The sequence below is a fragment of the Lysinibacillus sp. BS3 genome (assembly GCF_039614735.1).
Taxonomy (GTDB): domain Bacteria; phylum Bacillota; class Bacilli; order Bacillales_A; family Planococcaceae; genus Lysinibacillus; species Lysinibacillus capsici.
The window spans coordinates 645234-660784 of sequence record NZ_CP154860.1 but is presented as its reverse complement, the minus strand read 5'-3'; the positions used below and the strand labels follow the sequence as shown (position 1 = coordinate 660784).

20 protein-coding genes are annotated in these 15551 nt (G+C 35.7%); 16 read left to right on the top strand and 4 right to left on the bottom strand.

Annotated features, from left to right (window positions below; translation table 11 throughout):
- Window positions 1-272: 272 nt before the first annotated feature.
- Window positions 273-1355 (top strand): hypothetical protein, encoded by a 1083-nt coding sequence (locus AAJG31_RS03415; RefSeq protein ID WP_066037855.1) that lies wholly within the window; start codon window positions 273-275, stop codon window positions 1353-1355.
- On the opposite strand, the gene AAJG31_RS03410 is transcribed toward AAJG31_RS03415, so the two are convergent.
- Window positions 1339-1998 carry a site-specific integrase gene (locus AAJG31_RS03410; RefSeq protein ID WP_066037856.1) on the bottom strand — a complete coding sequence of 220 codons (660 nt, stop codon included), beginning with the start codon at window positions 1996-1998 and terminating at the stop codon, window positions 1339-1341. The two genes, AAJG31_RS03415 and AAJG31_RS03410, sit on opposite strands and share 17 nt — an antisense overlap.
- Window positions 1999-2545: 547 nt before the next feature.
- Between AAJG31_RS03410 and AAJG31_RS03405 the strand changes: the two genes are divergently transcribed.
- From AAJG31_RS03405 to AAJG31_RS03395, 3 genes are all read left to right on the top strand, one after another.
- Entirely contained in the window at window positions 2546-2791 is a 246-nt protein-coding gene (locus tag AAJG31_RS03405; RefSeq protein WP_066037857.1) for a terminase gpA endonuclease subunit, read from the top strand.
- A gap of 661 nt (window positions 2792-3452) precedes the next feature.
- Window positions 3453-4019, top strand: a complete 567-nt coding sequence (locus AAJG31_RS03400; protein WP_066037859.1) for a hypothetical protein — start codon at window positions 3453-3455, stop codon at window positions 4017-4019.
- A gap of 21 nt (window positions 4020-4040) precedes the next feature.
- Window positions 4041-4958, top strand: coding sequence for a hypothetical protein (locus AAJG31_RS03395; protein WP_139111243.1), 918 nt, complete (start codon window positions 4041-4043; stop codon window positions 4956-4958).
- 521 nt (window positions 4959-5479) lie between these two features.
- Here the strand turns inward: AAJG31_RS03395 and AAJG31_RS03390 are convergent.
- Window positions 5480-5617 (bottom strand): hypothetical protein, encoded by a 138-nt coding sequence (locus tag AAJG31_RS03390; RefSeq protein ID WP_175400763.1) that lies wholly within the window; start codon window positions 5615-5617, stop codon window positions 5480-5482.
- A 161-nt stretch (window positions 5618-5778) separates the two neighbouring features.
- On the opposite strand from AAJG31_RS03390, the gene AAJG31_RS03385 reads away from it, so the two are divergent.
- From AAJG31_RS03385 to AAJG31_RS03340, 10 genes are all read left to right on the top strand, one after another.
- On the top strand, window positions 5779-6255 hold the full coding sequence (locus tag AAJG31_RS03385) for a hypothetical protein (RefSeq protein WP_066037861.1): 477 nt from the start codon (window positions 5779-5781) through the stop codon (window positions 6253-6255).
- 265 nt (window positions 6256-6520) lie between these two features.
- Entirely contained in the window at window positions 6521-6952 is a 432-nt protein-coding gene (locus AAJG31_RS03380) for a BrxA/BrxB family bacilliredoxin (RefSeq protein ID WP_004228455.1), read from the top strand.
- Entirely contained in the window at window positions 6940-7728 is a 789-nt protein-coding gene (locus tag AAJG31_RS03375; RefSeq protein ID WP_279494797.1) for a class I SAM-dependent methyltransferase, read from the top strand. Before AAJG31_RS03380 ends, AAJG31_RS03375 begins: the two co-directional genes overlap by 13 nt.
- A 63-nt stretch (window positions 7729-7791) precedes the next feature.
- Window positions 7792-8346 (top strand): hypothetical protein, encoded by a 555-nt coding sequence (locus AAJG31_RS03370; protein WP_279494798.1) that lies wholly within the window; start codon window positions 7792-7794, stop codon window positions 8344-8346.
- A 4-nt stretch (window positions 8347-8350) separates the two neighbouring features.
- Complete coding sequence (locus tag AAJG31_RS03365) at window positions 8351-8842, top strand: immunity 22 family protein (protein ID WP_279494799.1); 492 nt, start codon at window positions 8351-8353, stop codon at window positions 8840-8842.
- Window positions 8843-8945: 103 nt separating this feature from the next.
- The gene (locus AAJG31_RS03360; protein WP_279494800.1) at window positions 8946-9707 is read left to right on the top strand and encodes an ANT(4')-I family aminoglycoside nucleotidyltransferase; all 762 of its coding nucleotides are present in this window, start codon (window positions 8946-8948) and stop codon (window positions 9705-9707) included.
- Window positions 9708-10202: 495 nt separating this feature from the next.
- Window positions 10203-10988 carry a nucleotidyl transferase AbiEii/AbiGii toxin family protein gene (locus tag AAJG31_RS03355; protein ID WP_279494801.1) on the top strand — a complete coding sequence of 262 codons (786 nt, stop codon included), beginning with the start codon at window positions 10203-10205 and terminating at the stop codon, window positions 10986-10988.
- A gap of 193 nt (window positions 10989-11181) precedes the next feature.
- Window positions 11182-11661, top strand: a complete 480-nt coding sequence (locus AAJG31_RS03350) for an RNA polymerase sigma factor (protein ID WP_004228445.1) — start codon at window positions 11182-11184, stop codon at window positions 11659-11661.
- Window positions 11658-12167, top strand: a complete 510-nt coding sequence (locus AAJG31_RS03345; RefSeq protein WP_066037867.1) for a hypothetical protein — start codon at window positions 11658-11660, stop codon at window positions 12165-12167. Before AAJG31_RS03350 ends, AAJG31_RS03345 begins: the two co-directional genes overlap by 4 nt.
- Window positions 12168-12417: 250 nt before the next feature.
- Complete coding sequence (locus AAJG31_RS03340) at window positions 12418-13194, top strand: basic amino acid ABC transporter substrate-binding protein (RefSeq protein ID WP_004228443.1); 777 nt, start codon at window positions 12418-12420, stop codon at window positions 13192-13194.
- 59 nt (window positions 13195-13253) lie between these two features.
- On the opposite strand, the gene AAJG31_RS03335 is transcribed toward AAJG31_RS03340, so the two are convergent.
- Together AAJG31_RS03335 and AAJG31_RS03330 are read right to left on the bottom strand one after the other, a co-directional pair.
- Entirely contained in the window at window positions 13254-13703 is a 450-nt protein-coding gene (locus tag AAJG31_RS03335) for an SRPBCC family protein (RefSeq protein ID WP_048394580.1), read from the bottom strand.
- A gap of 204 nt (window positions 13704-13907) precedes the next feature.
- Window positions 13908-14351 carry a MarR family transcriptional regulator gene (locus AAJG31_RS03330; RefSeq protein ID WP_227744892.1) on the bottom strand — a complete coding sequence of 148 codons (444 nt, stop codon included), beginning with the start codon at window positions 14349-14351 and terminating at the stop codon, window positions 13908-13910.
- A gap of 144 nt (window positions 14352-14495) precedes the next feature.
- Between AAJG31_RS03330 and AAJG31_RS03325 the strand changes: the two genes are divergently transcribed.
- Together AAJG31_RS03325 and AAJG31_RS03320 are read left to right on the top strand one after the other, a co-directional pair.
- A complete protein-coding gene (locus tag AAJG31_RS03325; protein WP_004228436.1) occupies window positions 14496-14900 on the top strand; it encodes an Ohr family peroxiredoxin in 405 nt (134 codons plus the stop codon).
- Window positions 14901-14922: 22 nt separating this feature from the next.
- Window positions 14923-15549: a nitroreductase family protein gene (locus AAJG31_RS03320; protein ID WP_066037868.1), complete on the top strand. Its 627-nt coding sequence runs from the start codon at window positions 14923-14925 to the stop codon at window positions 15547-15549.
- Window positions 15550-15551: the final 2 nt, after the last annotated feature.

Here is a 15551-nt window from a genome sequence, read left to right as displayed (position 1 = left end):
ACATATGAAAGAGGGTAAAAGCATGAACGCTTATGATGAATGTATGCGTTCATGCTTTTTCTATGTCTTGATATATCAACGTTTATAGGGGTTTTTTGAGGTTGGTTTTTTAGAAAAAGTCACGGAAAGTAAACATTTATTCTTAAGTTCTTTTTGAATAAAGTTTAGGTCTAAAAAAAATTTAGAGCAACATTAAAAATAAAGTATAATATATGTAATAAATGGGTTTTACTAATTAATTTAAACACTTTAAGAAGCGAGTGAGATAGAATATGATACTTGTAAATGGAATTATTATGTATTTAGCAACAGTTGGTATAATGTTGCTTATTTTGAAAAAAATTAGTGTTGTTATGCTAAAGGTACAAAATAAATTAAAAGAATTTTTAAATCGAAAACAACTGAACTACTTAAATAATAGACAATTAAAAAATCTCATTAGAACTATAAAAATAGAACTTTTTTTATTAAATATACTTAATAAATTTATTCAAGGTTTCCCATCTAAAGAGGTAAAGAATTACACAAATGAAGAAACTACATACTTTATAAATGGAAATGTAGAATACTATAAATTTTATTTAATTAAGTTCTTACCTATTAATATTTTTAACGTATTAATAGTATTATGTATATTACAATTATTTTATGAAATACCGATAGTTAGTTACATATTTAATATTAATTTACCAACATTCAAAGAGTTGAAAACTTGGATAAGTTTAGCCTCACCACTAATAGTAATTTTAATAATTGTTCTAGCATTTTATTTTTTAAGCCCATCTGGATTAATAAGAACTACAAAAAAAGCTGTTCATAAAGATAATTTAAAAACGCAAATTGAATTTCATTTTAAACATAAAGGGTTATTTTATAGGGCGTTACGTACTGCTAACCAAAATATAGGATATATTATTAATAATCAGAAGGATTTTATTGAAAATAGAATACATAAAAAAGCTTTTTATTTAGAAAATTTACTTGATATTGATGAAATTTCATTATTGGCAAAAGCAATCAATAATTTTAAAGTCGAAAATTCCAATTTGGAACTATTTACTTTCGGGATTAGTCATAAGGTTTGTTATGATTTAGAAAGAGAATTTTCTAAACAAATGGATGAAAATGAAATTTCAGAAATACTGCAAAGTATTTTTATTACAAAAGAATCCTTTGATACGTTTTATTTTTCAAAAAACGATGAGTTTTTAGTTTACAAATTTAGCAAATGTATTTTAAATAGCATTAAATTTCAAATCTATATTCATAAATATCTTAAAATAGTTGAAGAGAAAATTGTTAAAAAACATAATATATTTGATTTCTTATCATTTATCACTAATAAAGATAAATAAACCATAATAATTTAAATGTGGAGATACTCTTTAAGAAATTAGTATCCCCATTTTTATCTTCACACTTCCAACAACTCAGTAAACTTATCATGCATCCTCTCAGTAGCGGCCATGCGCATCCCAGATGTAACATGCAAATAAATCTTCGTTGTTGATCAGAATTCTTATGTCCAACCCGATTCATAATAAAGTTCAAATCCACCCCAGCCTCTGCCAACAGACTAATATGTGTATGCCGGAGGATGTAGGTGCGGAATTGTTTGTTGATGTCGGTGAGTGCACCGATGCGCCGGACGGTTTGGTTGAGCATTTTGACGATAGGGGGGATGCCCTCCTTATCGCCGAAAACAAAGTCGGACTTAGCCCATTCTCGATACTCGCGCCATTTGTAAAGCTGCTTTAATTTCTCCACTACAATATCATCAATATCGACGGAGCGGATGCTGCCTGCAGTTTTGGGTGGAGTGAGCTCGAAGTAACCCCTTATACTTTTCTTTGCATACACCGTTTTGTTGATGTGTATGACCTTCTTCTCCAAGTCCACATCCTCATACTTTAAGGCAACAGCTTCGCCTGGTCGCATTCCTGTAAAAGCGATTGCGTAGATTAGCGTGCGATATATGATATTATGATGTTTGTCCACGTAACTTAAAAATTCCTTCAGTTCATTGGTTAAAGCTTCGCTGTGTCCTCACTGCTTGCTTCCTCTAACGTCATTTTCTTCTTCGGCACAAAATTAGCTTCCACAGGGTTCATTTCAATCAATCCAGATTCTTTGGCATAGGCAAATAACATTTTGGCTGTATTATGAGTACCGCGTAGCGTATTATAGGCTGTTCCATTATCAAATAGATGATTGAGCTATCCTTGTAATTCGATAGACGTGATTGCGGTTATTTTCTTTTTCGCCAAATAGCGATTGAGTAGGGAGATGCAATAGGTACCTTTAACTTCTAATATTCTCGTATATTTACTATTTAATATCTATATACAGAAGTTAAATGGAAATCACATCTGGGGAAAAAGATTGCTCGAAATATTGAAGCAAAGAAACGTGGATTTCATTTAAACGCCCTTGCATCTCCTTGGGAGAAATGGGCAAAGATTTTAGATGAATTTAAAGAAGCAAATCGTAAAGGTATAGAAACCTTAAAAACGTAGGTTAATACAGTCGTGAGAAGAAAAGACGAATGATTAAAGACCATTATAAACTTATTTCTCGACATATTGGCTATGAATGCGAAGTACCAAAGGACGTATTAGTATTGACGGCTGTAGTTGATGTTCAAGATGACCGATTAGAAGTAGAAGTTGTGGGTAACGCTTCTTTTGATCCTTTTGTAATAGCCCTTTGTCGTCAGATAGGTTCAGCATTAGAACTGAATTATACAGATAATTTAAAAGGTACAACAATAGAGATCCGTATTCTTATTTAGCGAGTATGGGAATCTCCGAGGCACAATTCAAGCTAGACATTTTAAATGGCTTGGAGGAAGTAAAAGGGGCTGAAATTACAGAAGCGAAAGTTATACTTAGTGATACAAAAACTATTCCAGCAGTGATTATAGATGGTAGGACACACGTTTCAAGTACAAGAGCTAGCCGATCTTTTAGGGTTAAAACTCGTTTATAACAACGAAAGTTAAACAACAAAAATGTATGAAGTAAAAAGATAATATTAACTCTTTTGTAATTCGAAGGCCTGTTACCTTAATTGGTAATGGGCTTTTTTATTTCACAAACATAAAATCAAATAAATTACAATGAAATTAATAGTAATTATTGTTAAGGTTTTGTAAAAACAATAAAATATACTATCAGATAAGAATGTCAAACAAAATCTGATGAAATTAAAATAAATGTAACTTTGGACCTTCTTATTACATAAATACCGCCAAAATATGGCGTGATTGATAGCGTTATGTGGCGGTTATTGTAAATTTAATGTAAATTTTACGCCGAAGAATGGCGTGTTTCAACAATTGAAGTGGGGAAGTTTCCAATGATAGGATAATAATAACTCGAGGGTGTGCTTACTATAGTAATCAGCTTATTAACAGAAAATTAAATTCAATTAATTCATGGAGGGTAAATATATTGAAAAAGTTTATTATTAGTCTAATATCTACATTTTTATTATGCGCAACGATTTTACCAAGCATATCTTTTGCACAAGAAATAAATGAAGGATCTGGCAATGAAAATTATGAATATCCCGAAGGATTAGATAATACCCTTCCTATTGATAAAATTGGTGATGGTGAGGAAGCGGTACAACAATTTTGGGTAGGTCCTATATTCAGAGTGGTTTTACAAGCTGGGAAATATATTTCATCGATGAATAGAACAGGTAAGGTAATAAAAACTGCTAGAAATGTTGTAGCTACAGAAGCTCATATTTTTTCAAAAAAGCATCTTGATGGAGGTATACTGAGATTAGGAAAAGATAGACAGCAAATTGTAGACAGAGGGATTGACATAATATCAAAAAATGACGACAACGGAAAGTTGAAACAAGGGCATAATCAAATTTGGACAAATATCAATAACCAGCCAGCTGAGGTAAGATGCTTTGTGAGTAAGGATGGTCAAATAGAAAGTTTTGATATTTTCTTTCGTGCGGTAAGTACGCCTAAACCAGGTGCTAATTTGATTATTGATTAAGAGGCGAGGATGAAAAATTTCATGAAAAAATTACATTCGAACGGACATTCACTTATACAAAATGAAAATACACTATCTTTCGTAAGTTTTTCTGAAGAAGAGGATAAAACTTACTATTATCAATATAATGGTGAAAATCTAAAGGAAATATCAAAAAAAGAGTATGTGGAAAGTAAATTTGGTGATAAATGGGATGATATATCTAGTCAATTGGAGGAGTCAAATTATTCATACATCGAAAATATAGCGAAATGTTGGATAAATGAAGAAGGAAAAAGAAAATTAATTAGTCTTAGTGAATACTATATTAATACATTTGGGGAAAATTGGGAGGATAAATATGATATTAATATCATACCTCACAATATTTTTTCTGATGTTACTAATTTTATGACATGTGCTATAAGAAATGAAACGATTTGCCTTCTGTGGCCTCATAATATCATACTGCACTTCAATGAGGATGATAAGCTTGTTCAATATATTTTGTTGGAAACCTCTGACTATTATGATACATTGTATAAAATTTGTTCAGATGGACAAGCAGTCTGGGGCGTATCTCCCACTTTGAATTCTGTTGTAAAATATAAATTTCCGAGTTTTGAAATAGAAAAAATCTACCGTTATATGCCTTATGAAGAACTCCCAGGAAAGTCTGAAGGTATAAGTAATGAAATCAATGTAATTTATTGTGAAAATGAGCTAACAGGATTAAATTACCCAGAATATATTTCTTATATCGATGAGAAATTATATATTTGTGATATGGAAAATAAACGAATTGTAACGTTTAATCCAAACAGTGGGAAAATTGAACAATATATCTCTCTGAATTCTAAACCGTTTGAGTTTTTAAAATATAAAAATCAATTTGTTATTCAAACAGACACTGGAATATATTTAATGAATAAGAATGAAAAGAAGGATTTTTCCGATTAGAATTTCTCAAAAAAGACCAGGCGCTCATATAAAATAGAGTACCTGGTTCTTTTTGTTTATTCATCATATTCATCACATGAAGTTCCTTAGCTGTATCTTTTCTTTTTAAAATATACAACGATGTTAAAAATCACTAATACTAAGCATAATGAATAAATGACTATCATTGAGTAATCAAAAAACTTTGGTTCTTTCCAATTGACCATATCTGTTAAGATATACAAAGCAAATGCTAAAGCAGCCACATATCCGATATTTTTCATAATTGAATGGATGTGATAAGATTATAGGGAAGGAGGCGCTAACCTCCTTCTGTAAGTTTTTAGCGACGTTTACCTTTGCGAGAGGGCGTCGCTTTTGTTTTGGCTTATTCTTCATATCGCTAGTGTTTTTTGCGGAACTTGTTAGTAAGTTAAGCAGTTGCGATAGCTACTAGATAAGCTAGAACCTTATCATAATCACTTTGTCAACCTCCTTTCTATACTCATGATATATATCAAGTGATTTATAAAAGTTTTTTTTTATTTTGCTAAGTGATTATCATAGTATTCATCAAGCTTTTCAGCTACTCCTAATCCCATACGGCTAATGTCGCTAACACCATCTTTAGCAGCCTGTGCAGCGTTAATAACTGCTTCTACCTTTTCTGTAAGTTTCATATGTCATCATCCTTTATAATTTTATTTAATTGTAAATCAAATGGTATATATATCAAGTGGTTTTTATTTTATAGAGAACCACTCTTTTTGTTGAGAAACTCTTGGTATATTTTAGGTTTCAAAGTATACTCTATATAAATCCATAATAGGAGAGATGACGCATGGTGAAAGCTTTGAATTGTCCAAACTGTGCTGCAGTTTTTAACCCAAGCAATAAGTCATGTGAATACTGTGGGAGTTACATCATCACCACTGATTCGAAACAATTTAAATATGATCTAAATGAATTTAAACCAACTTATAAAAAGATTTTTTTCCATGAAATTGAGATGGGTACGAATGAGCTACCAATACGCTCTGGAATGGCGAACATTTATTATAGTGCAACTAAATCGGATGGAGGGCGCTTGTTATTAACCAATCAACGCCTTATTTTTTGTGCTCATGCTCTAAACATTAATCCTAATTTATATTGGGAAATTAGTTTAAAGGATTTAGATCGAGCCGAGAATGGTTTAAATCTTCTTATCTCTCAGAGAATTAAGATTTTTGATAGGAAAGATAATGAAACAACTTTTGTCGTTTATGGCGGGAAAACTTGGATAGCCGAAATTGAATGTGCTTTAAATCAATATTAAATAGAAGCGACCAGGTATATAATTATTATTAAGCTTGGTCATTTTTCCTCTATGATCCAGTTACATTCAATTTAGTTCCATTTTTTAGGTGTGTAACGACCCCGAATAAAACCACTATCCGTTACACAAAAAAGTCACCAAAATCACAAAAAAGTCACATTTCTCCCGAAAACCTACGAAATCAGGCAAAAAGCATGTCTTTGTACATTCACACGAAACCTTGCTATAATAAGGTTTGCGAATACATAGGAAAGAGGGTAAAAGCATGAACGCTTATGATGAATATATGAAGCAGGTTGTGAAGCCGATGCGTGAGGAGCTTGTGGAGGCTGGTTTTACGGAGCTCACGACTGCGGATGCGGTGAATGAATTTATGGCGGAGACGAAGGGAACATCGTTAGTGGTGATTAACTCGGTTTGTGGTTGTGCGGCAGGGCTTGCTCGTCCAGCGGCGCGTGAGGCAATTGCAGCGGTGAAGCCAGATCATCTTGTGACGGTGTTTGCGGGGCAGGATCCAGAGGCGACTGCGGCGATGCGTGGTTATTTTGAGGATGTGCCACCTAGCTCACCATCTATGGCGATTTTAAAGGATGGGGAGTTGGCTTACTTTATCCCACGTGAACAAATTGAGGGATTCCCTGTGGAGCAGATTGTCTCTCATTTAACTGGCGTGTTAGAGCAAACATGCGAGAACTAAAAACGATTGTGACGACAGCGGGCAGACCAGACGATGTATCGATGGCGCTCGCTGCTTTTGCGTGTCAAGAATTAGGTGCTGCGTTTGAGCCACGGAACAAGCGCTCTGTTCGCAAAATTTCGCAGGAGTTGCAGGCACATGTGATGGTCGCTGGGAAGAATCGCTTCGAATATTATGCCTATGGGGCGCAGGAGCCGTTTTTCTTTCACCCCAATTCTGCGGCGTTTCGATTAAAGCGTGTGGCCCGTGGTGAGGCAGAGCCTTTTTTGGAAGCGGCACAGCTTCAACTGGGGGATTCCGTGTTGGATTGTACGTTAGGTTTAGCGGCAGATGCCATGTTAGCGGCTTATACAGTGGGTGAAGCAGGTCGTGTTGTGGGACTGGAAGCAAATCCAAATGTAGCGTTTATTGTTAGACAGGGGATGCAAGCCTATGATACATCCGAGCTACCGTTAACTGCCTGTATGCGACGCATCGAGGTAATACAGTCTGAGGCTGTTCGCTATTTAAAAACCCTACCAGACAACGCATTTGATGTGGTTTATATGGACCCAATGTTTGAGAAGGTTATAGAAGAGGCCAATAATTTTCAGGCATTACGGCTAGCAGGGGAGCATGTCACATTAACCGATGAATGGGTTTATGAAGCCAAGCGTGTAGCGAAAAAGCGTGTGGTGTTAAAGGCACATTTTCGCTCAGAGTGGTTTGCGACCTATGACTTTCAGCAGCATGAACGGATCACTGCAAAATTTCATTATGGTGTGTTAGAGGTATAGAGGCTTGTTCTTGAGACAAGCCTTTTTTTAGTATATGGTAATAAAAGAGGAGGGTGGAATAATATGGTGAACAATGATAAACGAACTCCCTTTGAGCTAGACTTGCTGGCGAATGCACAGTCGTTGATCTGCACGAAACCTCCTATTCCATGGGCGTATGAAACGAGCATTGCTGCCAATGGTGTTTTGGCTTGCGGTTGGGATCATGAGGAAAACATCGTACTAATTAGTGGCTCTGGCTATAGTGTCACTGAGCCTATAACAGGTCGTCGTCTTCATCGAGAACGAGACGTGGATGAAACCTACGACAGAATGAGTGATGACCGTTTAACGTTTCAATTGCCTCAGGGGAAAATTTCTATTTTCGGCTTTGAAGCTGGGGATGGGATTCATATGACAGCAGATGGCTGGCAGGTTGAAGTTATTTATCCTTGGTGGCCACGTGCCACAGTAGTACTCGATTATCTTTATACAACTAATTATACTTATTTAAAAAATGCGACAGCTATTGATTTACAGCGATTGGATGGCATGATTAAATGTGGATTTTCGCCATCTGGCAAGCATTTAATAATAATGGGCTCAGGCGGTGCATTGATTTATTCGAGAAAGGGATGAGGTCATGGATGATGAACAGAATGGCTATGTTTCCATATGGGCTGGTAATTTTACAAGCGAAGAACAGTTACATACATATCTTGCCACTGTCTATCAGGGAGAAGATGAAACGGACGAAGCCTTTTCACAAAAGTTAGCAAAGCTTTTTTTACCAGAAAATCAGCACCGTACTTGTGAGGAAGAGTTTAAAGCACTTTATGATGAGTTCTACAATCAATTTGAATACGATTTCGGCTTAACCTTCGACGAGGATTTTTGTGAAGCGCTATTTTACGAAGCAGCTTCAAACCAACTTAAGCAACTACTTTGTGATGAATTTTCCTATTCGCAGCAATTTAAACATCAAGTGCTAGCCAAAATGGGCAATGAACTACAGAAAGCTTATAATGCAATAATTTTACTATATGACATGAAATATGAGGGTCACATTCAATCTGTAAGCCATGAAGCGTTTCATATCGATTTTGTATGCTCTATTAAATTGCAGGAAATGTGATGAAAGGAGGTTTTGATGATGTTACCAGCAAAAATTCCTCGTTAAGCCCGTGGTCCACCTTGGTTCAATAACAACGATCTTACTTATAAAAGGAGCGATGTAAATGATTGGACCAAGAAAAAAGACAAGTGATGAACGCATGCAGATTGCCCATTCGATTGCGCAACAAGTTCTCGCAAAATATGGAGGAAATGTTCGAGCAATTGGTATTTATGGCTCGTTGGCTAGAAAATCAGATGGTCCGTTTTCTGACATTGAGCTTAAGTGTGTCTGTCATCAATTAGAGCACAGCTATAGCTATGAATGGACAGCAGGAGATTGGAAGGCAGAGGTTAATTTCGATCAAGCAGAAGTGATTATCGAAGAGGCAATAACGGTTCAGGAAGATTGGCCATTAACAAATGGGAAGTTTTTCGATTTACAGCCACTTTATGATCCTTCGGGCTTTTTTTTAGAACTCAAAGACAAAGCGGCCACTGTGGAGAATGCCCGATTTAAGGAAGCAATTTGCAAAACCATTATAGAAGAAATGTATGAATACATGGGGAAATTAAGGAACATAGCGGTTCAGGGTCCCACTACATTTTTGCCGATACTGGCGATGAAAATAGCGATGACAGGTGCCATGATAGTAGGATTACACCATAGGCAGTGCTATACAACATCTGCACAAGTATTACCTGAGGCTTTAGCGATAGATGATCAGCCACATGGGTTAAAAGCATTAGCTGAAATGGTCATGACAGGCAATCTAACGAATCCTCAGCAAATCATAGCTGCCTGTGAAAACTTTTGGCAAACACTTCTCCAATGGACAGCTGAAAAGGGCTATCAGATTAAATGCTCTAAGGAGATTCCTTGGTAATTTTTTATAGACCTTTACATTTGTAGTATAAGGTGCTATAATAGAACACGTGCTATTTTAGGTAGCATATTTCCGTAATCTGGCATTCTGCTTTTTGTTTTTGTAGATACTTATTCACACTGGCGCATGCTTTGGGGCTGCAAGGACGCAAAAGATGGTAGGGTTTGCGTTGCTTAAGTTAGAAGGCACACAGTGGAATTTTACCGCGGTGATGAAACGAATCTGGTTTCAAGATAATATTCCCCAGACGATTGGGTTGAGACTTTTACAATTTACGAGAATGTTACCTATAAATACTAAAGGGGTAGTTTCGCAACAGCGAGGCTGCCCCTTGTCTAATTTTAAGGCCAGTCATGTCCAACCATGACAGGCCTTTTTGGTATACATTACCGTTTACTCTCTTCCATAAATAAGTGATAATAAAAGCATGAATTTTAGTAAAAATCTAAATTCTGCATAAAAAAATCAGAAAAATCAAAAAGGTGAGGGATGTCAATGGGAAATATCGACACACTATCGACGAATGTCGTGACACAATTAGAAGAAATGGCTATACGGCAAGACAATATGGATCAGCTAGTATCACGCTATTGCCAAGAAAGACTGCTTTATCGTCTATCCATATCCTCCTATGAAGATCAATTTTATCTAGATGGGGATCTATTATTATTTGCTTTAACAAATGGATTGGTGAAGCCTTCCAAAGAAGTCACGCTGACTGCGCAAGCAAGCGTTCATCAACATGATATAGTGAAACAGGCCTTTAAAGAAATTTGCTCACTAGCGGATGGCATTGAATGGGATGCACAGCGGATCGAATCGTCTGTATCGAATGACAATATTCAACTAAGCATACCAGCTACATTGGGCAAAATGACTGTATACATAGAAGTTAGGATTACTTTTAAAGAAAACATGCGAATAACACCAAAGACCATTAATTTTCCAAGCTTGCTAGACAATAAGGCTGCGGTGGTTTATACATATCCAACAGAATTCGTACTGGCACAAAAATTTATCGAAATTTACCAGTACCCAGCATTAGAAAAGACTGAAAAAACAATAAATGAAGTACAACAATTGCTACAAACGCAAACTATTGAAGGACGAAGATTGCAGGCGTATATTGTGGACTTATTTGATCGTCATCATTTTACAATCGAGCTAACTTCTACACTCGAGATGACAGGGATTCTGAAACAATTCTTTATCCCTATTTATGAAGCGATTTTGGCTGAGGACGAATTTTTCAAGCAATGGAACAATCGAGCATGGCAATGAAGAGAGGGACCCGCAAATCATCTACGGTTTGCGGGTTTTTGCATGGCTATTATTCAGTAATTTATTAGGGGGATACATTTGTATGTCTCATGAATGGTTTCTTCTTTTTATTAAAATGTAGCTAAAGTGTATCTGTTGCACGAATAAATAAAGTTGAATCGTATTATGTCATGAAGGAGGTTAGGTGAAAAATATGATAAAGTTTGCTGGCTTAAGTGTGCAAGAAATTGTCCAAACATATAGTGACACCCTCATACGAATTGCTGTGCAACAGACCAAAAATATGGCTGAGGCGGAGGACATTGTGCAGGAGGTTTATATGACACTGATGAGGCAGAACAAGCCCTTTGCTCATGAAGCACATTTAAAGGCTTGGCTCATAAAGGTGACATTTAATAAGTGCAAGGATTATTTTAAGTCCTCACGTGTGAAGAAGACGGTACCCATTACAGACGAAATGGCCTTTATTGCAAAAGAGGAGCAGATGGTTCTTACTGAAATTTTTGAGCTTCCTTCAGAAGAGAGAGTCATTGTTTATTTACATTATTACGAGGGCTATACAACGGCAGAAATTGCTGATTTATTAGAGATCAACGTCAATACAGTAGGCTCAAAGCTCAGAAGGGCACGAATGAAGCTGAAAACGATTCTAGAAGAGGGGAGCAAAGTATGATGAATGCTTATAAGAATGTGATGAAGCAGATTCATGCTTCTGAGGAATTTAAGCGTAAGATGCAGGAAGAGATGATGAAATATGAAAAGAGGTCCTTTATGAAAAAAGTAAGAATTAGTGTTGGAAGCTTAGTAGCCTGTGCAGTGATTGCTGTCCTTGCTATGGTAAATATAAATCATGATACACCAATTGATTTGACGGAGAGAATTGTTGCGGACCATTCAGCTCCTGCGGCAAGTGCGCTAGTAAATATCGAAGGGACCATTACGGAAGTAGGAGAAGATGGGCTGAGCTTTACATTGGATAACGGTATGGAAGTAGTCGTGACAGATAAAACCAAAATAGGAATAGATGGACCGACAGCACCACCTAAGGAGGAACAGCTATTTGAGCCTACTTTTAGAGTAGGTAATTTAATTGGCGGCTATACAGAAGATACCTCCTCAAATCCAGTTCAGGCTGCTGCCATTTATACAAATTGGAATTTTGAACATCCAATACGATAAAGATTTAGATGCGCAAAAAAGAATTTCCGAGGGGAGATTCTTTTTTTATAGCTTCTGGTTAACTATTTATTCCTTTTAATCCTAAAAACGAGATTGAATAATACTATTTATAAAGAAATGATTATTTTTATACAAAAAAGTATTGTCTAAAGAGAATATTGTCACTATAATTTACGTAATAGTCTTACATTTCCGAATTGCGAAAAATAATACGCATTATGGAAAAAATATCATACTAGGGGGATGGGCTATGAAAAGAAATTTAATGGTGTTGCTTACAATTATGGCAGCTTTCACGCTAGTTTTAGCGGGTTGCGGCTCGAAAGACAATACATCATCAGGTGATGGAGATAGTAAAAAAGTTTATAAGGTAGGTACTGAGGCTACATTTGCACCTATCGTATCTCTTGATGATAAAGGGAATATTGTAGGGATTGATGTGGATGTGTTACAAGCAATCGCGGATGAAATGGATTTTGAAGTGAAGTGGGAAAGTATTGGTTGGGAGCCGGTATTCCAAACAATTAAAAATGGTGAAACAGATATTGGTGGTGCAGGGATTACAATTACGGACGAGCGTAAGGAAACATTTGATTTTACTGAGCCGTACTACGAATCTCAATTATTAATCGTGGTGAAAGAAGATTCAAAGATCCAATCATTGGATGAATTAAAAGATAAAAAGATTTCTGTACAAATTAATGCTACTGGTCATATGGCTGCCAAAAAGCTACAGGGTGAATCTAGTCCCAACATTTTTGCTTTCGAAAATCAACCAATTGCTATTCAAGAGATGCTGAATGGCAACGTAGAAGCGGCGATTGGAGATAATTCAGTTGTTTATGAATATATCAAGGCACATCCAAATGACAAAATCAAAGTAATTAAAGATGATTCCTTCGAAAAAGAATACTATGGTTTCATGGTTCAAAAGGGGAACAAAGAGCTTTTAGATAAGTTAAATGAAGGCCTTAAAAAGATTAAAGAAAACGGTAAGTTAAAAGAAATTACAGGTTCAGACTTTTAGTAATAAATAAACCGTAGAAGCTCACCTCAAGGGGAGTTCTACGGTTTATTTTTTAGGTGCTAGTCTTGCGCTTCAGCAACTGTTTTGACCCGTTCTAAAAATTGTACGACTACTTTGTCCGATGCAAACAATAAAAATAATTTGACGAACCATTTTAACGCATTATTTGTTACGGAATAAGTAAAGGAAGTCTCTGTTTCATTTATTTTATTTAATTCATAGTAAGCCGTAATTTCAAACAAATTAGCGAGTACAAAGCCTACTTTCAATATTTTTTTATCAGGTGTATTCGAATATTCCAATGTTTCTACATCATACGTTTCGATACGTTTTCCTTCTTTATATTTTTGGCGATAAATACTGCCAACCCCTTCTTCTGTTACTTTTACAGGCTTGTTTTCAATTACCTGTGGCATAATCTTCTGCATATCAGCTAAAGAGCCATCAAGTAATTTCCAAACGTTTTCGATGGGGGCATTTATGTTTATAGTCTTTGTCCATGTTTTCATCCAAACACCTCTACTTTCAAAATTACTTATCTATGCTGTAAATTAAACTAATTAATAAATGTAAGTATACTAAATTTTAACGGTAGCCACATGATTATTAACATTTGAGGAGATAAGGGAGAGAAAAACAAAAAAAGATTGAAGCCAATGTAGCTCCAATCCTTCTTATTTACATATTCATCCTATTAATGGAATAGCTATGTGTTAGTTTTCATCTTTTATTTTCCAATCGTTATAAACGATATCTTGAAGTACATTTTTCAGTTGTACAAATTGCTGCTCTGAGATATTAGATTGCTTCATCACTTGGCGGGACACTTCAGGTAGTTTCCTTCTTACATCTACGCCTTCCTTGGTTAAATATATTTTCATTAATCGTTCGTCCTCCTTAGAACGTTCACGACAAATGTAATTCTTTGCCTCTAATTTTTTTAACAACGGTGTTAATGTTCCTGAATCTAAAAATAAACGTTGGCCCAATTCTTTCACCGTTATCTGTTCGTTTTCCTCTAAAGCTAATAAAGTGATATAGCCTGTATAAGTAAGATCGTAAGGCTTCAATAATAATGTATATTGCCGAGTGATTTCCTTAGATGTTGCATACAAAAGAAAGCACAGCTGATTATCTAAATGATTAGGCATAAAAATCCCCTCTTAAAGTTCTTCTACTACCATTTATATTAAAAATAAAGTTCCTACTTGTCAAACGCAATTAAATTGTGTACAATTCAATTTGTAAAAATTAGATTGTATGCAATTTAATTAATAACAAAAGATAAGGGGTTTTCAGTTATGAAAGAATTATACGCAACTACAATGATTAATGAAGGTGGCCGTAGTGGCACATCCTATGCAGAAGATCAATCTTTATCATTAAAAATTGCACCACCAGGCTCCAAATTAGCGGATGTTACAAACCCAGAACAATTATTTGCGGCTGGCTATAGTGCTTGCTTTAATAGTGCATTAGATTTAATCAAACGCCAAAAGAAACTAAAAAATGCATCAACCATTAAAGTAACAGTGAAATTAATGGAGCAAGCTTCTTTTGACTATGTGCTTGCAGTGGAAATCGAAGGGCATATTGAAGGACTAGCAGTGGAGGAAGCACAGGAATTATTAGAGGTCACACATACGGTATGCCCATATTCAAAAGCAACAATGGGCAATATTAATGTAACAATAAAAGCAGTTTAAATTGTGAAAAGAGGGAAACTACATGTTATCAACTACACCATTAAAACAAATTATGCAAATGCGTAAATCTGTTCGTAAATACAATGCAGAGACTAAAATTCCGCGTGAAACAATCATGCAGCTGCTGCAGGATGCTACTTCAGCACCTTCTTCAAGTAATATGCAGCCATGGCGCTTTCTTGTCATTGATGATAAGGAAATTCAGAAGAATATCAACTTCTTTTCATTTAATCAAGAGCAAATCGAAACAGCCTCTGCCATTATTGCTGTCATTGGTGATATAGAGATGTATGTAAATGCTGAGGAAATCTATGCAAAAAACGTGGAGCTGGGCTATATGCCAGAACCAATTGCCAATAAGCTTGCACAAGATGCGCTGACAATGTATGGTTCAGCACCAACAAAAACATTAGAAAATATCGTACACTTTGATGCTGGCTTAGTATCGATGCAAATCATGCTATTAGCGAAGGAAATGGGCTATGATACCGTTCCGATGGGTGGGTTTGATAAAGCAAAATTCGCGGAATACATGGAATTACCAGCAAATGAAATTCCTATTTTATTATTAGCCATTGGTGAAGCGGCAGCCCCAGCATATGGTTCTTCACGCCTACCAATAGACCGCATTGTTCGTTTTAATAAATAGTT

What these genes read in the sequence shown, in the direction of transcription:
- AAJG31_RS03375 (WP_279494797.1), top strand. Translation starts at nt 6,940, where the DNA reads ATGCGAGAACTAAAAACGATTGTGACGACAGCGGGCAGACCAGACGAT.
- AAJG31_RS03385 (WP_066037861.1), top strand. Translation starts at nt 5,779, where the DNA reads ATGGTGAAAGCTTTGAATTGTCCAAACTGTGCTGCAGTTTTTAACCCA.
- AAJG31_RS03405 (WP_066037857.1), top strand. Translation starts at nt 2,546, where the DNA reads ATGATTAAAGACCATTATAAACTTATTTCTCGACATATTGGCTATGAA.
- AAJG31_RS03335 (WP_048394580.1), bottom strand. Translation starts at nt 13,703, where the DNA reads ATGAAAACATGGACAAAGACTATAAACATAAATGCCCCCATCGAAAAC.
- AAJG31_RS03365 (WP_279494799.1), top strand. Translation starts at nt 8,351, where the DNA reads ATGGATGATGAACAGAATGGCTATGTTTCCATATGGGCTGGTAATTTT.
- AAJG31_RS03415 (WP_066037855.1), top strand. Translation starts at nt 273, where the DNA reads ATGATACTTGTAAATGGAATTATTATGTATTTAGCAACAGTTGGTATA.
- AAJG31_RS03355 (WP_279494801.1), top strand. Translation starts at nt 10,203, where the DNA reads ATGGGAAATATCGACACACTATCGACGAATGTCGTGACACAATTAGAA.
- AAJG31_RS03390 (WP_175400763.1), bottom strand. Translation starts at nt 5,617, where the DNA reads ATGAAACTTACAGAAAAGGTAGAAGCAGTTATTAACGCTGCACAGGCT.
- AAJG31_RS03395 (WP_139111243.1), top strand. Translation starts at nt 4,041, where the DNA reads ATGAAAAAATTACATTCGAACGGACATTCACTTATACAAAATGAAAAT.
- AAJG31_RS03340 (WP_004228443.1), top strand. Translation starts at nt 12,418, where the DNA reads ATGAAAAGAAATTTAATGGTGTTGCTTACAATTATGGCAGCTTTCACG.
- AAJG31_RS03325 (WP_004228436.1), top strand. Translation starts at nt 14,496, where the DNA reads ATGAAAGAATTATACGCAACTACAATGATTAATGAAGGTGGCCGTAGT.
- AAJG31_RS03370 (WP_279494798.1), top strand. Translation starts at nt 7,792, where the DNA reads ATGGTGAACAATGATAAACGAACTCCCTTTGAGCTAGACTTGCTGGCG.
- AAJG31_RS03360 (WP_279494800.1), top strand. Translation starts at nt 8,946, where the DNA reads ATGATTGGACCAAGAAAAAAGACAAGTGATGAACGCATGCAGATTGCC.
- AAJG31_RS03345 (WP_066037867.1), top strand. Translation starts at nt 11,658, where the DNA reads ATGATGAATGCTTATAAGAATGTGATGAAGCAGATTCATGCTTCTGAG.
- AAJG31_RS03380 (WP_004228455.1), top strand. Translation starts at nt 6,521, where the DNA reads ATGAACGCTTATGATGAATATATGAAGCAGGTTGTGAAGCCGATGCGT.
- AAJG31_RS03350 (WP_004228445.1), top strand. Translation starts at nt 11,182, where the DNA reads ATGATAAAGTTTGCTGGCTTAAGTGTGCAAGAAATTGTCCAAACATAT.
- AAJG31_RS03320 (WP_066037868.1), top strand. Translation starts at nt 14,923, where the DNA reads ATGTTATCAACTACACCATTAAAACAAATTATGCAAATGCGTAAATCT.